This is a genomic window from Ignavibacteriota bacterium (assembly GCA_016212665.1).
GTDB lineage: Bacteria > Bacteroidota > Ignavibacteria > UBA10030 > SZUA-254 > FW602-bin19.
Window position 1 is genome coordinate 1 of the sequence record JACREZ010000013.1, and the last position, 22,064, is coordinate 22,064.

At 43.9% G+C, this 22,064-nt stretch carries 13 protein-coding genes; 3 read left to right on the plus strand and 10 right to left on the minus strand.

Annotated features, from left to right (window positions below):
• From HY960_04185 to HY960_04200, 4 genes are all read right to left on the minus strand, one after another.
• Positions 1–545 (minus strand): InlB B-repeat-containing protein (locus tag HY960_04185; GenBank protein MBI5214927.1); only part of this gene is annotated, 545 nt, incomplete at its 3' end.
• 78 nt (positions 546–623) lie between these two features.
• A complete protein-coding gene (locus HY960_04190; GenBank protein ID MBI5214928.1) occupies positions 624–1,661 on the minus strand; it encodes a PorV/PorQ family protein in 1,038 nt (345 codons plus the stop codon).
• Positions 1,662–1,675: 14 nt separating this feature from the next.
• Entirely contained in the window at positions 1,676–5,275 is a 3,600-nt protein-coding gene (locus tag HY960_04195) for a hypothetical protein (GenBank protein ID MBI5214929.1), read from the minus strand.
• A gap of 18 nt (positions 5,276–5,293) precedes the next feature.
• Complete coding sequence (locus HY960_04200; GenBank protein ID MBI5214930.1) at positions 5,294–8,143, minus strand: TonB-dependent receptor; 2,850 nt, start codon at positions 8,141–8,143, stop codon at positions 5,294–5,296.
• A gap of 286 nt (positions 8,144–8,429) precedes the next feature.
• On the opposite strand from HY960_04200, the gene ugpC reads away from it, so the two are divergent.
• The 3 genes from ugpC (at position 8,430) to HY960_04215 (ending at position 13,669) form a co-directional block, all read left to right on the plus strand.
• A complete protein-coding gene (ugpC, locus tag HY960_04205) occupies positions 8,430–9,530 on the plus strand; it encodes a sn-glycerol-3-phosphate ABC transporter ATP-binding protein UgpC (protein MBI5214931.1) in 1,101 nt (366 codons plus the stop codon).
• A gap of 298 nt (positions 9,531–9,828) precedes the next feature.
• On the plus strand, positions 9,829–12,048 hold the full coding sequence (locus HY960_04210) for a DUF5110 domain-containing protein (GenBank protein ID MBI5214932.1): 2,220 nt from the start codon (positions 9,829–9,831) through the stop codon (positions 12,046–12,048).
• 94 nt (positions 12,049–12,142) lie between these two features.
• Complete coding sequence (locus tag HY960_04215) at positions 12,143–13,669, plus strand: aromatic amino acid lyase (GenBank protein MBI5214933.1); 1,527 nt, start codon at positions 12,143–12,145, stop codon at positions 13,667–13,669.
• 402 nt (positions 13,670–14,071) lie between these two features.
• On the opposite strand, the gene HY960_04220 is transcribed toward HY960_04215, so the two are convergent.
• The 6 genes from HY960_04220 to holA all read right to left on the minus strand — a co-directional run bounded on the left by HY960_04220 (position 14,072) and on the right by holA (position 22,014).
• On the minus strand, positions 14,072–14,287 hold the full coding sequence (locus tag HY960_04220; GenBank protein ID MBI5214934.1) for a hypothetical protein: 216 nt from the start codon (positions 14,285–14,287) through the stop codon (positions 14,072–14,074).
• A 90-nt stretch (positions 14,288–14,377) separates the two neighbouring features.
• Positions 14,378–14,647 (minus strand): hypothetical protein, encoded by a 270-nt coding sequence (locus HY960_04225; protein MBI5214935.1) that lies wholly within the window; start codon positions 14,645–14,647, stop codon positions 14,378–14,380.
• A gap of 185 nt (positions 14,648–14,832) precedes the next feature.
• The gene (locus HY960_04230; protein ID MBI5214936.1) at positions 14,833–19,212 is read right to left on the minus strand and encodes a T9SS type A sorting domain-containing protein; all 4,380 of its coding nucleotides are present in this window, start codon (positions 19,210–19,212) and stop codon (positions 14,833–14,835) included.
• A gap of 124 nt (positions 19,213–19,336) precedes the next feature.
• Complete coding sequence (locus HY960_04235; GenBank protein ID MBI5214937.1) at positions 19,337–20,191, minus strand: hypothetical protein; 855 nt, start codon at positions 20,189–20,191, stop codon at positions 19,337–19,339.
• A 133-nt stretch (positions 20,192–20,324) separates the two neighbouring features.
• The gene (locus HY960_04240; GenBank protein MBI5214938.1) at positions 20,325–20,891 is read right to left on the minus strand and encodes a sigma-70 family RNA polymerase sigma factor; all 567 of its coding nucleotides are present in this window, start codon (positions 20,889–20,891) and stop codon (positions 20,325–20,327) included.
• An 88-nt stretch (positions 20,892–20,979) separates the two neighbouring features.
• Positions 20,980–22,014 (minus strand): DNA polymerase III subunit delta, encoded by a 1,035-nt coding sequence (gene holA, locus HY960_04245; protein ID MBI5214939.1) that lies wholly within the window; start codon positions 22,012–22,014, stop codon positions 20,980–20,982.
• Positions 22,015–22,064 lie beyond the last annotated feature (50 nt).

Consider the following 22,064-nt stretch of genomic DNA (forward strand, 5'->3'; position numbering starts at 1 on the left):
CCGGTAATTGAACCGTTCGAACCCGCATTGTATGTCAACGTGTAAGTGTTAATTGCAAAGTTCGCGGTTACCGTAATATCGCTCTGGACGTTCATATCTGTCCGTGGATTATCGGTAGATGCATCACTCCAATCTACAAAGTGATAACCAGTATCTGCAACTGCTGTTACTGCGCTTCCGTCTGAACCATGATTCACTGTCTGCGGTGTCGTTCCGGTAATTGAACCGTTCGAACCCGCATTGTAAGTTAATATGTAGCTGTTGATTGAAAAGTAAGCATCAATCGTGTGGTCAGTTACAACTGAATAAAATGTATAACTTCCCGTGGAATCTGTTTTTACTCCATCAACTACAACACTATCTATGTGGTAACCAGCATCCGCAGTGATTACGAAAATTTGGTCGGCCGGTGTTGGAATACTCACTGTTCCCGACGGCGAAATCGTTCCTCCTGTGCTAGCGGTTGCATTGATAGTTGCACCACCGGCATAGGTTATGCTTGTCACTACTACAAGCATCATAACTATTATTAAAAATTTGTTCATTTTTATCCCTGTAATTAATTGTTGAATTATGTATATATCATTGATGTAATATATACTTATTTTATTAAAAATCTCCTATTAAAACCTTACTCCGACCGAAAAGTGTTGCGTCATATCCAAAATTCCGAATTCCTGATACGCATAGTTAACGTTGACAATAAAACTTGTTGAAAACTCATGTTTCAATCCCAAACCAAGCGTCAATCCTTCTTCAGTGTTCTCAAGCAGTAAGGATTTATATCCTGCTCTGAGCATAACATTCTCGTTGAAGGAATATTCTGCTCCAAGATTCAGTGACTCGGCATTGTCATTCGGATGGGTTGCATCAACAGCGACAGTCAGACGGTTCATGTCGTTCAACATAAAATCTTTTGCTAATCCAACACGGAACATGAGAGGAAGGGGATAGTAATCAGTTTCCAACGATACAAGATTCCTGTCGTTGTTTCCGTAGACATCAGGATTACTATCATATAATCTCAACAAATCTTTCCCGCTCATTTTCATTTCGGTTCCGAAGTTTGAAATTGAAGCGCCGATTCTCAAACCATAAATATCCGAGATGAACAACGTACCAACATCTACAGCAAAACCGCTTGCCGATGAATTCCAGATATTTTGATTGATGTACTTCATTGTCAGACCAAGTGAAAAACGGTCGGTGAGATTATACCCGTATGAAAGTCCCAATGCAATATCAGTCGGACTATAAAATTCGCCAGTTCCATCCTGCTCATTGATGGTCGTAACTTCGATGTCACCATAATCAATGTACGTTAAATTCAATCCGACCGTACCAATATCACCCATTGTCACCATTGCACCTACCCAATTATAATTGATGTCGGCAAACCATTTTGTGTGTGAGAACATCACTTCATTTGCGCTCACCCGAGCCGCGCCTGCAGAATTCCAATAAAGTGAAGTTGCATCATTAGCCGTAGCAACAAACGCTCCGCCCATTGAAATAGCGCGCGGACCGATTGCAATATTCAGAAACGGCGCCGCAGTAGAACCTACTTTGGTTTGTCCAACAAGCATAGTTGAACATATCAATACGAGAATAAGAATATTTTTCATGGGTTGTATATTTTTCGATGTAATTTCATTGTTCATTTCGGTTCCTCACATTATTTTATCAACGCAAACTTACCCGTCTTCGTCCCAATTTCGGGCGCTTCCACGACGAAAATGTAGACACCATACGCCGCATCTAAATTTTCTTCCGTGCGTAAATTCCATTTCACATCACCAACCGAGAGATAATCGTGTGTCAATTTTCTGACCAATTCACCTCGTACGGTGAAGATGGAAATTGTAGAACCCGGAGGAACATGTGTGAACCTGATGAATCGTTCACCACGGCCGCTTTGTTGGAGTGAAAGCAACCTTGGTTCCAAATCATGCATCACCACATACGGATTCGGGACTACTTTAATCTCGTCTAACAACGTTGCGGCTTTCGGTTTATCAATGTGTGGACCGACCATTGTAAAGGTGTATGAATCATACGTACTGAAAGGCTTCAAAGTATAGATACTCAACGTACCTGTTTGTTCGATGGGGACAACTGATTTGTAATTAAAATTAACACGCCATGTACGATATTTTTTCCCATTAATAACTTCTTTAAACCAGATATTATGGATGACACTGATTGAGCCGGTTGTGAAATAAACGACATCAATGTAATTACCTGTAGTCAGATTTTTCACTTTGAATGTAATAGGTATCGCAGGCTTTCTGTTTGTGGATGTATTCGGATAAAGGGTATCTGCTACAGAGGTATCTACGATTGTGTTGTAAAATTCGAATTGGTAATTGTAAGGTACACGACGTCCATTATAGGTGCTAGCCCGGCCTGTCTCTGCCCAAAAGAATGGAGCAAATGTATACTGTTGAAAATCAGTTAATAATGCCCCTTCAAATTTTGATTTGAGGGTGTCTTTAATGATTTCTTTGTCATTCATCATCTGCACTTTAAAGCCATCTTTAATCAGAGTATTTCCAGAGTATGTTGTATCGTGTGCAATCAATGTATCATATCCTGCAGTAAATGTTGATGCAGTAGAAAAATAAGACTCTCCATTTATCGTAATAGTATCGTTAACCGGAACTGTTACTGAATCTCCGGGTGAAACAATTTTTGTTTCTCCTGTTGAGTTGATGAGTACTGTATCGGGTGTTGTGTTGTCAACTAACGACCAATTTAAAGTATAGTGTTGTACACCTGAATCTTGAAATACTATTTGGTATTTTTTCCCATCTATAACTTTTTTGTCATCTACAATTTCCACCCACGCGTTCCCAGTTGCACGGAACCCATCTGCCTTTGTCAAATTGGATGGCTTCGCTTCAACATAACCAATTGGCGGTGCGCCGGGAGTTATGTAGCCAGTGTTATCATCGTTAAGGATTTCTCCCGTGTTCGTCTGGAAAATAAACTTTGAATTTTCAGACGGGAAAATGTTGAGTTTGGAATCTCCGCCATCGTACGAAACGACCGCGTAAAAATATCTCTGCCCCGGAACAACTGTCGAGTCAACAAATTTATTCATAATTCCCGTGTTGCTTCCAAGCCAATACGTTGTACCACCAACCTGCGCCAGCAACTCGGCTGATGGTGCGAAGTATCCTGAAATTGTATCTTTTAAGTCGAACTGTGCAATTGGTTTATCGAAGGCAAGAACACCTTTCGCATCGGTAATTTGCCGTGCATCCCTGAAACCAACATCCGTCGCGCGGTAAATTTTATAGCCCTGAAAATCTTTTTTCTTCGTGATGAAGTCACGGGAGTTTTCTGTTAGCCTGCCATCCCAATAAATAACCACTTTCCCGTTTTGTTCCGTGAGATTGATTTTCGGCTTGCGCGGCGGTTGTGGAAACTTGTAACCGGCATTATAAATTTGTTGAACAATTTTCTTGTTTCTTACAACATCTTCATAATCCGCTCCGAAAAGTAACGCGACAGAAAATCTCTCAACCTGTTTCGGACGCATCGGGAAATATCCCGAAGCATAGATGAAATCACCATCTTGCGGTTGTTGTGGAATTACGTCAAACCGCCCGGGTTTCATTCTATCCCAAAGAATCAAATCATTCGCCATATCGGGTGAAGCGGAGATGTTGAAGAAGTTAAAACTCGTCAACCCGATTTGGTCGGATTCATCAGGGTCGGTTTTTCCGAAGTTTGGTTCGCCTTGGTCGGGAACTCCATTCCCTTCCGTCCCGTCTAAGTCTGGCCCGAAATAATCGTTGTCTAACGGACCAACTCCATCCGAACCGACATCATCATTCGCGGCATCCCAATCACCATCTTCGTCGCCTGACCAATGCATGATTTGCGCTGTTGTACCGTCGGGATAACGAACCCAATTCAACGCCATCGTTCCTTTATCATTATCGCGTTGCTCGTCAATTAACGGGTCACTCACACCGGCGCCAGTTCGGAAGTTCTTATATTTAACTGCCGGTTGATTTCTCCTGATTCTCGTTTCATAATGAATTGCCTGGTTTTCATCAACTACTCCATCCAAATCATTATCTAATCCATCATAGGCCGACGGATGCGGAGTTGAAACACCGTTGATAATCGAAGCAATATGTCCTTCGCGAAATCCTTTTCCCGGCTTGATGATAAACTGAACACCCAACGAATAGACTGTTTCAACCGCCGCTGAAACTGTATGAATTGTTCGAACATAGGTCGTCGGGTCAATTAAAACAACTTTGCTTCCAACTGAATATATTGTTGAATCGAAATCAGTAATGACAAACATCGGAGAGTTCGGGTCGGGAGAATCGCCATCGTTATCAATTCCATCGTATGGATTTCCGGGTGATTCCAAAAAGGCGTAGGCAACGTAACCGACTTTCTGTCCTTTGTTTCCTTTGCCATCACTGTCCCATGAGTATGTGATAGCATCGTTCACATCAAAAAATCCAAGGTCGTCCTGACTATCTCCATCACCCCCTGCAAGTGTCCCGACGACCGTTCCGAAAACTGACTTGCGATATGTATTCGTTCCTTCGTTCGTAATATCATAGAGCCAGAATAAACAATCTTCCGCGAGAAAACTTGACCACTGAAAGCCGCGCACGTTCATCTTTAATCCCATTCCGTTTCTTGAAAGATTCGCGGTGTCCGGTCTGTAATACGAATTGAATTCGTCATCCCATTGGTCATCGGCAACAAAATAACTTTCCTGGTCTGCATTAGTAATCCCGCGACCAAAATATCCGTTCCACTGCGTTACTCCGTTCGGGTCTTTCCAATCTGGCTGGTCGAACCATCCTTCGATGGGCCATGTATTGGGCATGTGACTCATGGCGATTGCCTGCGCGTTCGGATTCAAGTAACCCGGACGTGGATTCCATCCCCAAAAATATCCATAGACCGGATGTTTTTCGTTTGATTGATTGTTTCTCGGACCACGGGAAATTGTTACCGAATGAAGTGTTTCGCCACGAGCATCTACAAACTCAACACCAACGAGCGGGATACAATCTCCGATATAGTTCTCTCCCGAACCAAGAGGCCACTCACCACGAATATCAAGTCCGGTATTAAATCCTGCAACCTGACCATCGTTGTAAAATGAAACCCCGATACGGTTTCCTGTATGGTACCCCAGCCGCCGTAACGTTGGATCAGAAAACGGTTGTGAAAAAGAACTTGCAACAAATAATCCTGTCAGGATAATTACAAGCGGTACGTAAAATCGTTTCATGTTCATATCAAATCAAAATTAAAAAGTAAACGAAGTGCCAAGTTCGATTCTTCTCGGTTCAGAGAAGTTTCCGGGATTGATGTAGTAATCATCAAGCGTGTTATAATATTTGAAATTATACGTCCTAATGTTTTCTTCAGCCTCCAGTCTGTCAAAGTTGAAGTACGGGTCACCGGAATTCGCGTTCACTGAGCGGGCATTATCTAAATCAAGTAAATTAAAGACACGCATGTAGAACGAAAGGGTCGAACTGCCCAAATGAAAATCCTTGTTCACGCGTAAATCAACATTAAAAATGTTGGGTTTATATTCACTATTATATGGATATACATTTTCTTTGACAGCGCTGTTCTTATTGTTGGTTGGTGAATACGGAGTGCCTGTTGAGAAATTCGTAATAACAGACAATCCCCAGTTTTGCGGTTGAGAATACGCAACAACAACATTAAGTGTATGCGTCTGGTCCCAATCAGCAGGGGCGAGATAGGTTTGGGGTTGCTTCCCGCCAAAGATAGCATTTCTCGAATCTGCCGGGTCGCTTGCATTATATTTTGTCATTGAATATGTGTAATCAAGATTTGCCGCGATTCCATCGGAGAAACGTTTTTCTAGTTTCAAAACAACTCCCTTGGTAAATCCAAAGTCCGTGTTCACATACTTTCTGTAACTTCTGTCTCTTCCAAACACAACAACGTCCGCTGTTTGCGTCCCGACAAGATTTCTGAAATCTTCAAAGAACATTGTTACATCAGCCGCAATCTCTTCGGTCAATTGTTGTTTCAAGCCGATTTCTCCCTTTACTGTTTTTTGTGGTTCCAAATCAGTGTTGCCAAACAATCCTTGAATTCCAGAACCGGTTCCGATTTCAAATTCAGGATTGGCGTACATCAATTCATACGAAGGGAGTTGGAAGAAATGTCCGAAGGAAAAGTGAATTACGCCATCAGCGCTGATGGGGAATGCAAGTCCGAAGCGCGGGCTGATTTGTGTCTTGCTCTTTGCTTTTTTATACCAGTATTCTAAACGGTCTGCTACAGTTTTTGTTCGCTCTCCCGCGGCAGTATCCTGAACACCATCTCCATTGTAATCAAAAAATCTATTATCCGGTTTTAACGGGCTATTGATATTCGGGTCATCAACGGTGTATTGATAGTAGAGTGGGTCATTCGGGTCTGAATGTTCATCGTTCAGCACAACACCATCTGGATTGAAGTAATCGAAACGGAAACCGGCATTCAATATCAAGTTGAATGCTTCAATTTTTGTCTGAAAATATAACGCGCCTTCCGTCGGCTCATGCAAATATTCATCATAACTTTGGCTGGATATTGGAGCGACCATCACGTCGTATGGAAATACTTCCAAACCTGCCGAATCAAGTTTCGGTACAAGATTGATATTCTGGTAGAACAATCTGTGTCGTTTGAAATCGCCGCCAAATTGAACCGCGATTTCTTTTGTGAACTGATTCATCCAATCCAATTTCACTCCCATCGTTCCGGTGTTCCTCTGGAACCGCTCGTGCTTCGTTCCACCGATTCCAAGCGTGTATGGAGGATTTTGGTTGTTTCGATGGTCAACATACAATGTCGGCATGAAAGGATTCCCCGTGTTAATATCTTCAAATAAATAATGACGATAATTTTTGAAGAGATAAGAAAGACTTACATTATAAAAACTTGATGACGATAACGCGTGGTTGATTGTTACAATATTTGAATGTGTGAAACGAAATCGCTCTAAATTATTATCGGGGGTCATACGAACACTAAAATCAAAATCTCTATACTCTTGGTAATCATAAATATAATTGTAAGAGACTTTTAAATTCGAGAGGAGACGATATGCTAGTTTACTCTGTAGGAAATTTTTCTTATTTGGATTGAGAGAAACATATTCATCATTACCGGTTTTCCGAATGATAAAATTTAACTCTGAACTACTCGCGTCTTCAAATGAATAATCATTAAGATTAAAAACTCGCTTCCCCCAATGAAAACCATCGCTACCGAAATACCTCGCGTTTGCATAAAAATATAACTTATCTGAGATAAGCGGACCGCTTAAACTGACATCAACATTCTTCACAGAGAGCGGACGATAATTTTTCAGGTTCCAGAAAATATTATCCCGTTCTGACAAATAACTTCCTGAATACATCTGCACATTACCGGAAATTTTATCTCCGCCATCTTTCGTTACAATGTTGACTATTCCTGACATCGCCTGCCCATACTCCGCATTGAATGCGCCACTGACAACCTGTAATTCCTGAATTGCATTCGCTCCCAACTCCACGGTGTTGCTTCCATCGTAAGCATCGGAAACCGGAACGCCATCAATCTGGTAAGCGATTTGTCCTTTTCTTCCACCGCGTAAATGCAAGTCACCGCCTTGAGAAACTATTCCTGCTTGTAACTGAATAACATCGCGCATTTCCGTTACGGCAAGATTTGAAATCAGTTCTTTACTCACGATTGATGTTGAAGCGGTTATATCGTGTTGCACCATCGGCTTTTCTGCAACAATGACCATCTCTTTTACTTCAACGGTTGTTTCTGTTAATTGGAAATCCTGTTTCGTTGTCAGGTCTATGTTAACGCCAACATTGGTAACACTGACGGAATTGTAGCCGATGAGCGATGCCTTCAGCGTGTATGTTGCGGGCGGTACACCGATGATGGAATAATTCCCCTCAAAATCCGTTACTGCACCAAATGCTGTTCCGACAACATGGATATTCACACCCATGAGTCCTTCAGAATTTTTCGCGTCGGTAACTTTACCGGATATTTTCCCGGTGTTCCCGGCAAAAAGAATGTGAGAGAAACAGAAAAGAAATACAAAAAGGAGTCGAGCAATCTTCATTGCACAGCCTTATTAAGAAGTGAAACTGAATCGAAATGTAAAGCGCGTTGTAACAACATTACATAAATTAAGATGGACTGATGAAACATCAGGTAAATGGTCGTGGCAAACTTACGATTTTTTTTCACCATAATCAAACATTGAAAACGGAAAAATACACATAGCTCTTCTCCCAAACCGCAACCTGCTACCTGAAACCATCACGAGAACATTATTTGAGTTTCGAGCCGAGTCTCCGTATATTCGTCCCGTTCATTATACTCACTTTTCAATTTGGAAAATTCTCATGGCAAGTGTTCGGCTTGAAAACGTTTACAAAAAGTACGACAACAAAAACATCGCGGTGAATAATGTCTCATTTACTATTGAAGACAAAGAGTTTATCGTACTCGTCGGTCCATCTGGTTGCGGAAAGTCAACGACACTTCGAATGGTTGCCGGTTTGGAAGAAATTTCCGAAGGAAAAATTTTTATTGATGAAAAGGTCGTCAATGATGTAGTGCCGAAAGACCGGGACATAGCAATGGTTTTCCAAAACTACGCACTCTATCCGCACATGAGCGTCTATGAAAATCTTGCGTTCGGATTGAAAATCCGAAAACATGACAAGTCTGATATTGACACACGAGTTCGGAATGCCGCTCAGATTTTAGGAATCGGAGAATATCTTGAACGAAAACCGAAGGCGCTTTCCGGAGGTCAGCGGCAACGCGTGGCGCTCGGTCGCGCAATCGTTCGTAATCCCAAAGTATTTTTGTTTGATGAACCTCTTAGCAACCTTGATGCAAATTTACGCGTGCAGATGCGAACCGAAATTTCCCGCCTTCACAAACAACTGCAAACCACGATGATTTATGTTACACATGACCAAATCGAAGCGATGTCGCTCGGCGATAGAATTGTCGTGATGAAAGGCGGCATCGTTCAGCAGATTGATTCGCCGTTAGACATTTACCACAAACCTGCAAACAAATTCGTCGCCGGATTCATCGGCAGCCCGACGATGAATTTCATCGAAGGGACAATCACCAACACAAACGGATTTACATTCAAAGATTCATCCGGCTCGCTGACACTTCCCTTGACTTCCTCAAAAGAAAAATTATCATCGCTTGCGAATAAAGAGATTACTCTCGGTATCCGTCCCGAATCCATCTATGCGAAATCACAGAACGATTCGAGTCACGCACTCACCGCGCAACTCGATGTCACCGAACCGGTCGGGAATGAAATTTTCCTCTATTTCAAAATAGGAAAATCCCCTGAGCAATACGTCTCCAGAATTCCATCCGACATTCATCCGATAGCCGGCAAAGAATTTCAACTCTACTTCGATACGTCCAAACTCCACTTCTTCGACAAGACAACAGGTGAATCACTTTTGTAATCTCCTCTTAAATCACTCTGCGCGTCTCTGCGGTTTATTTAATTTTGAATAATCAGATTTCCATGCTTACTAAACCTCGACTCCTTCTCCTTTTTTTCCTTTTTCATTTTGCATTACTTCCTCTCAATGGAAATCCATCAGCAACGTTCTTGAGGCAACTCAAACAGACAACGGCGCGACATTTTCCTTAGAAGGAGAACAGGTTGATATTTCCATCCTCGCACCGGAAGTCATTAGAGTTCGATATTATCCGGTTGAATATTCCAATGCAACAGATTTTTCTTGGGCAGTCGTGAACATGAATATCGGTGGAAAGAACTTCAAGTTCGAGAGGTTCGAAGAGAAAACAGTACTCTCCACTTCTCTTCTTGAACTGAGAGTTGACCACAACCCGTTTCGTCTCTCCATCTACGATAAAAAAGATAGCCTCATCAATCAGGATGACCCGAAGAAAGGAATGGCTCGCTCAGGAAATGAAATCGCTGTTTGGAAAGTGATGCCGCAGGATGAATTTTATTTTGGACTGGGAGAAAAATCCGGCTCGCTCGACCGGAAAGGAAAATCGTATGCGAACTGGAACTCCGACATTCCCGCATACAAAGCAGACACCGACCCGCTCTATCAAACAATTCCGTTCTTCTACGGAATCAAAAAGGGAAACGCGTACGGAATTTTCTTTGATAATACGTATCGTTCCTATTTCAATTTCGGAAAAGAACATCCCGACCAATATTCGTTCGGCGCGGTTGATGGAGAAATGAATTACTACTTCATCTATGGACCGAAACCTAAAGACGTTTTGCAAAAATTCAACGCGCTCACCGGGACCATGCCGATGCCGCCGAAATGGTCAATCGGCTTTCAGCAATGTCGCTGGAGTTACTATCCCGAAACTCGTGTGCGTGAGATTGCAAAAAATTTCCGCGACCGGAAAATTCCGTGCGATGTCATCTATCTCGATATTCACTACATGGATGCATACAAATGCTTTACGTGGGATAACACTCGTTTTCCAAATCCGAAACAAATGACTACTGACCTTGCGAAAGATGGTTTCAAAATCGTTACCATCGTTGACCCGGGAATCAAAAAAGAAGAAGGCTATTGGGTGTATGATGAGGGAATGAAAGGAAATCACTTTGCAAAATATCCCGACGGCAAACCGTTTGTCGGAACAGTGTGGCCAGGCGCATGTGTCTTTCCTGATTTCACGAAACAAGATTCGCGTGATTGGTGGGGTTCACTCTACAAAAGTTTAGTTGATGTTGGTATCAAAGGATTTTGGAACGACATGAACGAGCCATCTGTGTTTGATTCACCCAATAAAACATTTGCACTTGAAGTGATGCACGATGCGAACGGCACTCCGTCCGACCACCGGAAAAATCATAACGTGTACGGAATGCAGATGGCACGCGGAACGTACGAAGGCTTGCTCAAACTCAAACCGAATGAACGCCCCTTTGTTCTTACCCGCGCAGGGTACGCTGGCGTTCAACGCTACTCTTCAATTTGGACGGGCGACAACATCAGCAACTGGGACCATCTTGAAATGGCAATTCCGATGTGCCTCGGTCTCAGCATTTCCGGGCAGCCATTTATCGGGACCGATATCGGCGGCTTCGTCGGAAATCCGAGCGGAGAATTGTTTGCTCGCTGGATGCAACTTGGCGTGTTCACACCGCTCATGCGCGCTCATTCTGTTATTGATGCAATGAACAAAGAGCCGTGGGAATTCGGACCGGAGGTTGAAGCAATCAATAAAAAGTCAATCGAGATGCGGTACAAATTTTTACCCTACATCTACACACAATTTTACAACGCCGCGACTGACGGCACACCGCTCATGCGTCCGCTCGTGTATGATTACCCCGAAGACGGAAACACGCTCTGGAAAGATGATTTGTTTATGTTCGGTGATGCACTTCTCGTCGCTCCTGTTATTGAAGAACGGGCAACAAAGCGAGGCGTCTATCTTCCCGCAGGCGAATGGTACGATTACTGGTCGAACGAAAAAATTTCCGGCGGGAAAGACATCACTGTTGATGCACCACTCGACAGACTTCCGTTGTTTGTGAAAGCCGGCTCGATTATTCCGACACAGCAAGTCGTTCAATACACTGACCAGGAACCGATTGACCCGTTGACCTTAGAAATATTTCCTGCTGCCATTGCCGAGACTGAGTGGTATGAAGATGATGGTATCAGTCTCGATTATCAACAAGGAAAATATTTCACCCGGGAAGCAACGTTTAGCCAAACGAAAGAGAACATGAAAGTTGCTCTTACCCAACCAAAAGGTGACTACAAACCACCGATGCGTACAATCGTCATGAAGTTCAATGCACAATCAAAGAAACCAACGACGGTTTTCCTTGACCGTGATGAACTACAATTTTCCTCAAAAGAAATCGAACCAACGACGGCGCTTACGTGGGCTTACAATTCTTCACAAAAAATTCTCTGGGTACGCATCCCCGATACATTTGGCTTACAAAAAGTTATCGTCCAATATTGAATTTAAGGGAAATCCCTTGTGCACTTAGCGTCTTCTTTGGGCTCTTTGCGGTTTATAAAATCCCCTTCATTAACAACGAAAGTAGAAAATTGAAATGTCCATAACCTTAGATGGCTCCGGTCTAACAATTGAAAAACTTGTTCGCATAGCACGACACAACGAACAAGTTGAACTTCATCCTGACGCGCTGACACGAATCAAAACATGCCGCGCAATGCTTGAAGAAAAAATTCAGGCGCATGAAATCATGTACGGCACAAACACCGGCATCGGCGAGTTCTCCGAAATTGTTCTCAACGACGAGCAGGTAAAAGAATTTCAGAAGTATCTGATTTACAACCACGCGGCCGGTATCGGCGACCCCGCGCCGATTGAATATGTACGCGGCGCGATGGCAGGAAGAATCAATGTCCATGCACACGGAAACTCTGCGTGTCGTCCCGAAATCACACTCACACTTATTGCAATGCTGAACAAGGGTGTCACGCCCGTTGTGTGTCAGAAAGGTTCTGTCGGTGCGTGCGGAGATTTAGCTCCCATGTCGCAAATCGCTTTGTTGATGATGGGCGAAGGCGAAGCGTGGTATAACGGCGAACGACTTCCCGGCAAAATCGCTCTCGAACGTGCAGGAATTCCTGTTCCCGGACTTCATGCACGGGATGGACTTGCAACGATTAACGGCTCGAACCTGCTCACCGCCATGAGCGCGATTCATTTGTACGACATGAATCGTTGGCTGAAACAAGCGGAGATTGCCGCGGCGATGTCCCTTGAAGCATTGTATGCGAATATGAAACCGTACGACGTCCGGCTTCATGAACTCCGTGGATTCCCCGGCGCAGTCCGAAGCGCGAAAGCGATTATCGCGTGCATCAAAGGAAGCGATTTACTTTCCGGCAAGATGAAAACAAAAGTGCAGGATGCGTATTCGATGCGTTCGACTCCGCAAGTCATCGGCGCGGCGCATGATGCAATTGCATTTGCTCGAAAGCAGGTTGAGATTGAACTCAACGGCGTCGGCGATAATCCCATTTTCATTCCCGAAGACAAACTGACATTAACAGGAGCGAACTTTCAGGGGACGCCTGTCTCTCTTCCGATGGATATGGCAAGTATGGCAATTACAATGGTGAGTGTTCTCTCCGAACGAAGATTAAATCGTTTGCTCAATCCCGCGCTCAGTGTCGGACTTCCCGCGTTCCTTACCAAAGGGGCTGGAATGTTTTCCGGTTTGATGTTAAGTCAATACACCGCGGATTCGCTCATCGTTGAACAACGCATTCTCTCCGCTCCCGCATCCATCGCTTCTATTCCCGCCGCCGCAGACCAGGAAGATTTTGTTTCGATGGGAATGAATACAGCAATCAAGAACGGACAAATTCTTGATAACGCATACGGAGTTCTCGGCATTGAATTTATGGCGGCGGCGCAAGCGCTCGATTTCCGCGAGTTCACTCCCGGCAAAGGCGTTTCCACCGCGAAGCAAATTATCCGCAACCATGTCGAGCATCTCGATGTTGACCGACCGCTCTACCCCGACCATACGAAGATGAAAGAGGTGGTGAAGTCGTGCGAGATATTGGAAGCGGTGGAAAATAGTGTAGGTAGTCTTGAGAGTTGAGATTAATATTGGAAAAGATGGAGTCCACCTTTTCGATAGAAACGATAAACATCTTCAAACCTGTACACTTCGATGAGGCAGGTGGACTCCTTCTGCCCCATCTGCAAACAGAAAGAAAAGAGGGAGTCCACCCTCCCCACATCTCTTGCCGATTACAAGATTTTCGCCATCACGCGGATTTCATCCGACCATTGACCGTCCAGAAGGAGTGTGTTGATTGCTGAACCGAAACGAATGAGACGAAGATACCACACATCAAATCTCACGTCCGGCAATCCGGGCGAGAGTTCCCACGACTGTTTCCGCGAGTCCCCGAATTCGGGCGAGAAGTCCCTCGACTGTTTCCGCGAGTCCCCGGATTCGGGCGAGAACTCCCACGACTGCTTCCGCGAGTCCCCGGATTCAGCCGAGAAGTCCCACGACTGTTTCCGCGAGTCCCTGGATTCGGGCGAGAAGTCCCACGACTGTTTCCGCGAGTCCCCGGATTCGGGCGAGAAGTCCCACGACTGCTTCCGCGAGTCCCCGGATTGAGTCGAAAAGTCCCTCGACTGTTCGGAGAAGTTCCACAACCCGTCCGTAGAACTCCACAACCGTTTTGTGGAAGCCACAACTGCCCAAAGTAGTCTATTTATGAAGAAAATGAAAAAAGTACCCCAAGACAGCGATTCCTACCCGCCTGCCTTTTTGTACTTCAGCCATACCGTGCCGCTAATTCTTAATAACCAAGAGAAAGTCCTGATATCGGTGTTCTTCGTTTATGTCTGAATCAGATGAACCGACACTGAAATTATACATAAAGTCCACGTGGTCGGAAAACCATTTGTAAGACGGGTCATCAATCTTACCGGTCACAAGTAGTTCAAACAACCTGTACGCTCCTTTCAGTCTGAATCCATATCCTTCGGTGGTTAAGTCCTTCCTTCCCAAGGGGTCAACAATGCGCCCGCCCCGGTACAAAAAGAATTCTATGAAATTCACTTCCCAACCTTTTCGTTTCTCTATCTGTTCGCTTGAGTTACCAAGGATAAAATCATGGACAACATTCAATTTTCAACATTTGACACCAACCTGCCAGTCAAACATAAACAATGTATGCTACTATCAAAATTTTACTCGTTAGTAAAAATCACTAATCGAAGACATGGCATTGTTGGCATGAATCATCATTTCACCAACAACAACTTCTTCACATCCTGAAACATCACTTCACCGTTGGTTTGCTTCCGTGCGGTGAGGCGGTAGAAATACATTCCCGAACCGAAGTTGCCGGCGTTCCATGTTGTAACATAACTGCCGGGTTCGTAGAGTGTGTTGTTTAATAATGTTGCAACTTCCTGTCCAAGGACATTATAGATTTGCAACGTCACCGTCACTGGCTCGGGAAGATTAAACTGAACTGTTGTTGACGGATTAAACGGGTTCGGATAATTCTGTTCAAGCGAAAATACTTTCGGAAGTTCTGCGCCGGATTGCATTGTCAATTCCACTTTTGTAATTGCAGGATTATCAATCCTCAGCGAGGACTTTCCATCCGCCATGATTGTGCCGAGCCGTGTTCCTCGTTCCGCATCGGAAATAGTTATAAACTGAATTTCATTCCCGACTCCCTCGCACTGAATTGTTACAGGATAAGCGCTTGATTGAATAATAAGTTTCTTGCTCGTTGTTTGTTTGCCGGATAGCAATTCAACAAATGAGTTTGAAGTAAACCGTGCATCGAACGCATCAGTCGGAGGAACGGGGGGCAATTCAAATTCCGAAATTGAGCGCGTTAGTGAAGATTCGTTGGCAAGATACAATATTTGCTCTCCCCCTTTTCTGTCGCGAATCATGAGTTTATTGAATTGGTGAACGTCAGGAAGTTCAAAGGCGTTTTCCTGTTTTGCAAATCCAGAAGCCGTCACAAATAATTTCCCTGCCTGAGTCGTCTTCACCCAATATCCTTTCCCCGGTCTGATGGAATCGGTCGGGGAATACCCGCCCGCGTACCCGTAATATGCACCTGACACAATACCCGGCGGATTCGATGAGATTCCGGAAGGAGCAACCGCCGATGAGATAGAACCGACCATATTCCATCCTGTTGCAACGGTAAATGTGTCCACTGTACGAACAGTCCCTTCCAATCCTACTTTCTCAGCACGATAGAACTTCAGCCAGTACCCCAAACTGTTTTTCAATGTCTCCGCCGCGAAGTATCCGTTCTTGTACCCGAATGCCGTAGAAACTGCATTCCGGTAGATATAAGTCTTCAAAGAACTTGTTGTTGCATTGAGCGGGAGCGAAACAATATTCCAATTTTGCAATATATTGATGTAAAACGGAATCTTCTGTACCAGTTGCACACTCTTGATTGTCGGGTCAGTTATCGTTACCGACGATTGCGTTTTCATATTGATATGAAGTTTCGTTCCTCCCGTTGCCGAATCAATAAGGAACAACATACCATCTGCTTTCGATTGAAGATTCCATTGTAACTGAATCGGGTAACCGCCTGTGCCGGGTTGAAACGTGCATGTGTATGTGTTGACTGTGTTTGTATTTTCTGTGAACGGACGATAATCAATTGCCGTCGGAATTGCGGATGGCAAAATCCACCGGGCGTCAAATGTTCCTGCCGGTGGTGTTACACCAAGTTGAATTTCACCAAGTGAAGGGTCTAACCCTGTCGTCGCGGCTTTCAAGGCACCGAATGAGAGTGCCGAAGTTTCGGCTCCATTATCCGTCACAGTGAAATTCGCGACAAATTCCTGCGGGTGTTTCGGAAAATGGGAAGCATCTCCCAAATACCATGTCATAAACTCTTTCACTGAATCAAGTCCGGTCGCCATATACTCTTCATCAATAAAATCCGAATTACCTAAGTTGATGAGAAGGTTACTTGAGTCTTTGAAGAACGCAACCTCGTACGGTGACATGTATGATTCTTCCTCGGCATAGCGGAGAAAGACAGTTGCTTTGTAGTTACTTCCACCGACCGCCGTTCCGACATAATATCGTCTGACATATATCGAATCGGGCATTAATGGAGAATAAAAATTCGGGAACGAAGTTAAAAGCACATGAGTGGGCGTTGTTCCACCCGGATAAAATCTCACTGTCGTTACAGGACTTTCAAACCGATAGGTTGAGGTCGAACCGGAAGCAATCGCTCGCTTCACAGTTCCGCCGTTGAAATATCCGTTACCGAAAATTGCCGCGGTATCTGTCGTAACAATCGAAATTGTATCGTTGCCACGAACGTTGAGAGGCGCATTCAGCGATAAATATTTATTGATATACACATTCCCGCTCGTGCTGACTTTCGAACTTTCCGTTAAGGTTATATGGCTAAACGTTCCCTTTATAGTTCCTCCTCCATTTAATGTCAAGGTAGAGTTAGCCTGATTCAATTCGCCATTTGTATTGATGATAAATCCGCCGCCGGAGATAATATCCGTTTTCGAAGCCGCATCAACTTCGAATCGTCCGTCGAGAATAATTCCATTTGAAACAATCAACTCGGAAATTCCAGAACCAAGAACCAATTGTCCTCCGGTTCCAACATTCAGTGAAGCAATGTTTATCCGTTGAGCCGTATGTCGTAACGTTGCCCTTCTGGTTGCGGCGGGAATATAAACGCTGTCTGCAAACTCCGGAACTCCTGTCGGCTGCCAGTTGAGTTCATTGTCCCAGAGAGAATCCCTACTACCCGTCCACTTCCGTAACGAGAGTGGAGATAACGCTGAAGAAAGAATGGTATTTCCTTGTCCGGCGGCGAAAAGCAATGCTCCGGTCGTTGTGGGAATAACCTGCACATTGAACAGTGTATTCTGTGTGCCGGATGATTGTAGTTTCCATGTCGTCCCTGCATCAGTCGAAGCAAGAATAACACCGTAATCTCCAACCGCCCAACCATTCACTCCATTGTTATACATTGCAATATCGTACAGCAACTCTGATGTTGTACCATCCGTAACTTGCATTTGATGCCAGGTAGCGCCACCATCATTCGTTCGTAGTATCACCCCGAAATCACCCGAAACAAAAACAGTATTCTGGTCAACAATATCAATTGAATACAAGGGGAAGTTCACGCCAGATTCCTGAAGAGTCCAGTTGTCTCCTCCATCAATTGTTTTCATAATCGTTCCGTCGGTACCGACAGTCCAGCCAATACTCCTATTAAAGAATTTAATTTTTTGCAAATCAGAACCGACATCGGTTGTTTCATGTTGCCAGACTAGCCCGCCATTCGTCGTTCTTAAAATTATTCCGAATGTACTTCCGCAAGCCCAGCCATACGTTCCATCAACAAAATAGACTGAGTACAACGGCAACATATCTTCCTCCAAGCCGGAAGTTTGTCGGGAAAAATTTACACCGTTTCCGGTTTTGAGGATAAGTCCGCTATCACCGACAACCCAGCCGGTGTTTTCATTCACAAACATGACACCGTACATCCAAAGATAATATCCGAGGTCTAACTTTCTCCAACTATATCCGCCGTCTGTTGTTTTCAAGCAAGCGCCTTCTTCACCGACCGAGTAACCAACTTTTGTGCTGGCAAAATATGTTTGAGACATCTCTGTTTTCGGCTCTGTGGAAAGGTGAATCCATGTTGAGCCGCCATTTGTTGTTTTGAAAATTGTACCGAAATCACCCATCGCCCAACCATTGGTCGCGCTGGAAAATCTGACGTGGAAAAAATCCTTGTACGTATCAACATTTTCAAATAATTCCCATGTTGAACCGGCATCGGTTGATTTCAACACCATGCCAAATGAACCGGCAATATAAGCAACGGTCGAAGTGACAAAGTGAACTCCCCACAATGTTCCGAATCCTAAATTTTCAACGGGCAACCACGAAGCGCCTCCATCGTTCGTTTTATATACCAAGCCGTAATCACCGGAAATAATTCCCGTTGATGTTGAGGTGAAACTCATTCCATACAAAAATCGTGTTGTGGGAGAAGTAAGACTTTGCCATGTTGTTCCCCCGTTGGTCGTCTTTAAAATTTTCCCGCCGGAACCAACCGCAAATCCCGTCGATGAATTGAGAAATTGAATTGTCCAGAGTAGCGCGTTGGTAGAAGTCGTCTGAGGAGTCCACGTTGTTCCACCATCGGTTGTTTTGATAATTGTTCCATATTCTCCACACGCCCAACCCGTTGTTGAAGAAATAAAATTGACAGAGTAAATAAACGCGGCAGTTGGCAATTGTTGTCGAATCCAACTGACACCTCCGTTGGTCGTTTTCAACATCACACCGTTTTCACCCGCAACCCAACCGAGGGTTCCGGTAAAAAAATGAATTGCGTGGAATTCTTCCGTAGAGCCATTCAGATTAATATCTACGTTCCATGTCTGTCCTCCGTTGACCGAACTCATGAATGTCCCCATCAATCCGCACGCGAAAAGCGTGTCCTGATTTACAACAGAAATTTCGTTGAGAACATTTCCTTGCGGCAACGGACTCACCGGCTGCCACGAAGTTTGTTGAGTGTGAACAAACGAAATGTAGATGAAAAGAATACTGAAAGAATAAACGATGCGTCTCATATCTATCCCATGTTAATAAATAAAATTATAGAGAAGTCCCTAAAAACAGCACAATCATACAAAGAAAAGTTGAATGAACCAAGCACATTCACCGAAAAATTATGGTGTCAAATGAAGGAGCGGATTACTCCGGTTTAATTTTCTGTTTTTGCTGAAGAAGTTTCTTTTGCAAAGCTTTTTGAATCGAATCTATTCTGAGAGAGTCGGCAATTCTGATACTGTCCCGGCTCCTACCACCCTTTACTTTTTGTGGCTCTGCGGCGAATTCTGTCAGAGGAAATTTTTCTGTAGTGTTTTTCATTTTTTGCAATTGCTGTAACGGCTGAGTCATTTTCATTTGGATTTCTTGCGCCGGTTCTGCGGCTTGCATTTCGATATTCTGCTGAACTGCTTTTTTTTCCAACTCTTCCTGTGCAACGACACCTTTTTCTGCATTATCCTGAACCGAAACAGCCGCTTGTTCATCCGATTCAATGTTGGGTTCTCGTGAACGTCCCGCTACTTCAGGCGCAACTTGAGTTGCCTTCTCTTGTAACTTCAAAGCAGGAAAAACAGTTTCCTTCTTGCTCTTGATTTCTTCATCTTTCCGGACCAAAATATCTTGGGATGTTTCCAACTGATTTGATTCCTGTTCAACCGCTCTACCGTCTGCTTGATTCGGTGGTTGCGGCTCAGAACTTTCTGCAATTGTGGGATGCTGAGGAGTTGTTGAAGCAGATTCATCGCGGTTTTTCATAAATACAACATACGAAATCACACTCACCGCGAGCAAAGCAAGAATTGAAGTTGCAAAGACAGGAACACGACGCGGAAAGAAAAGAATATCAAATAAACTCTTTCTTTCGCTCTCCTCTTTCGATGAAACAATTCTCCGATGAAGTCTCGCTTCAAAATCAGGAGACGCTTTCACGCGCGGCAAGTCCTTCAGCAACTTACTGACACTGCTTTCATCTTTAATATGTTTTTTCTTTTCATCCATTTCTTATGGTTACCGGTTTGAGGTTCCTGGTTTTTATTTTTCGTTTTTTAGTAATCTACTGAATGACAAATGACAAATGACTAATGACTAATGACTAATGACTATTGACTTTCAACATACAAACCGCACACTACTACTCACTTACAAATTCTTTAAGCAGTAACTGCAACTTCGCACGAGCGCGATTAAGTCTTGACTTCACCGTTCCCATATTCTGTCCTGTGATTTCACAAATTTCTTCGTAGGATTTTTCTTCGATTTCATACAGCACTATCACTTCACGAAAGACCGGCGCGAGTTTGTTCAACGCTTGTTGAATCTGTTCATGCAACAACGAACCATCAGCAATCGCATCGGGCAGTAGTTGTTCATCGCGTAACTCTTGGCTTCGTTCATCATCCTCATCATCTCTATGCCCGAACGAAAAAATTCCCCATCGCTTTCGTCGCTGATATTGTGTGCGGGCAAGGTTTGTTGCAATAGTGTAAATCCATGTTGAAAATTTAGCAATAGGTTGATATTGGTCAATGTGCCGGAACACCCGGACAAACGTATCCTGAACTATATCATCCGCTTCATCGAAATCTCCAAGGTACCTATAGATATAATTGACGAGCGGGTCTTTGAAGCGTCCGATTAATTCATTGAATGCTTCGACTTTGCCGCTTTTGAACACCGTTACAAGTTCTTCGTCGGTCAGGTCGCGGAGCGGTCGTTGTTCAGCCATCAACCCGTGGATTAAACTTGTGGCGACTCATTTTGTTCCCGAATGACTATTTGATAATTCTTCAAACCGCTTCGTATTCAAGCGTTTTAACTCTATTGAGCATTTTGTAGAGCAACACCGTCATAGTCAATTTTTCATCTGCTGAAAATTTTAACGCTTCGTCTGCTTCGAGGAGGTGACGGAAACAGAATTCGATTTCATGGGGCGGGAAGTTTCTTGCCGCTTGCGCGTACTCATCTAAAAAGTAGGGATTGATTCTGAATTTCCCCGCAATCGTTGCGTCGTTCAACTTCTGTGCTTTGTATTCATGATACAGCCACAACTTTTGTAAATACTTGGTTACTTGTGTCACCATATAGATTGCGCTTTCCCCTGAGTCGAGCATTCGCTCCATAATTTCATGTGTGCGTTCGCTTTGCAATTTACCGAGCATCTTTTGCAGTTCGAAGATGTTGTACTGTTTCGACATGCCGACGACTTCTTCTACATCGTCGAGTGCAATTTCTTTTTTCTCTCCAACGTAGATAAACAGTTTATCAATTTCGCTCTGCACTACACGAAGCGCATTTCCTGTTCGTGCGTGAAGAAGTTGACTTGCTTCAAGACTAATATTCTTTCCGAGTTTCTTCACTCGCGTCTGAATCCAATCCGGCATTTGATTATCGTACGGAGATTTTCCTTCGACAAGAATTGCATTGGTTTTCAGAGTTGAAAATACTTTCTGCCGGAAATCCGGTTTGGTCGTCATCAACATCAAACAGGTAGATGGAGATGGTTTTTCAAAATAGGAAACAAGCGATTCTTTGTTATTCACTTTTTCAAACTCACGAACGATGACCACACGCCGTTCCGCCATCATCGGATATGATGATGCAACTGCCAACACCTGCCTCGCCTCAACATCGCTCCCGTACAGCACATCAAGATTAAATCCGCTCGTCGCTTCATCTACTGCGTGCTTGATAAGCAACTGCATTGCTTCCGCCGCAAGAAAATCTTCCTCGCCGAACACAAGATACAGTGACGAGAACTGTTGCTTCTTCAGCAACCGTTCAAGTTCTGCAACGGGAATTCCTTCAATCTTTGTGCTTGCCATGTGTAAAAAATAAAGCGGGATTAGTTTACCGAATCGGCAAACTAATCCCA